The 623-nt window shown below is 76.4% G+C and carries 1 protein-coding gene; it reads right to left on the minus strand.

Translation table 11 applies throughout. The features are described from left to right. Nucleotides 1-231: 231 nt before the first annotated feature. The coding region (locus ACYVE9_RS29995) for an MGH1-like glycoside hydrolase domain-containing protein (protein ID WP_461031006.1) at nt 232-623 on the minus strand (392 nt) is incomplete at its 5' end.

Genomic DNA, 623 nt, shown 5'->3' on the forward strand with positions numbered 1-623 from the left:
CGCCGCCGCGTGCCCGGCGGCGTCAGCACACCGGCCGACACCGGCCCCTCGGAGGCCGGTACCAGCATCGCCGGGAGCACACCGTCGACGGTCGGCCGCCGACGGCTCAGGTGACGGGCGTCACGTGGGAACGGCCCGTCGGGGCCGCAGCCTCGCGCGCCGGTGGTGCCGCCGGACGGACCCACCGCGGCGAACGTGCCGCGGTGGAACGGCAGCCGGTGATCCGGACCGTCATCGGGGGGTGTCCCCTGAGGGCTCGGCGAGCAGGTCGAGGGCGAGCGCGGCCGTCCAGCTGAAGTCGGCGCTGCCCCTGGGCTGTCCGGTGAACGGGTCGACGTACTCGGCGAAGTCCGAGGTGCCGGCCGTGGAGAGCAGCGCGGACCGCAGCTCCCCGGCGGCCCGCGGGTGGCCGTGCTGCCGGAATCCGCGCTCCAGCAGCCAGTTGACGTTGAACCAGGCAGGACCGCGCCAGTACCGGTGGCGGTCGAACGCGGCGCCGCGCACGTCGTAGCCGGGGACCATGCGGTCCGGTCCGAAGCCGAAGTGGTCCCCGCGGGCGGTGTCCAGCAGCGCGGTGGTGATCGCGGGCGGCAGGCCCGGCGCGACGACGGGCAGCAGGCCGG

It is taken from the genome of Streptomyces sparsus (assembly GCF_054776295.1).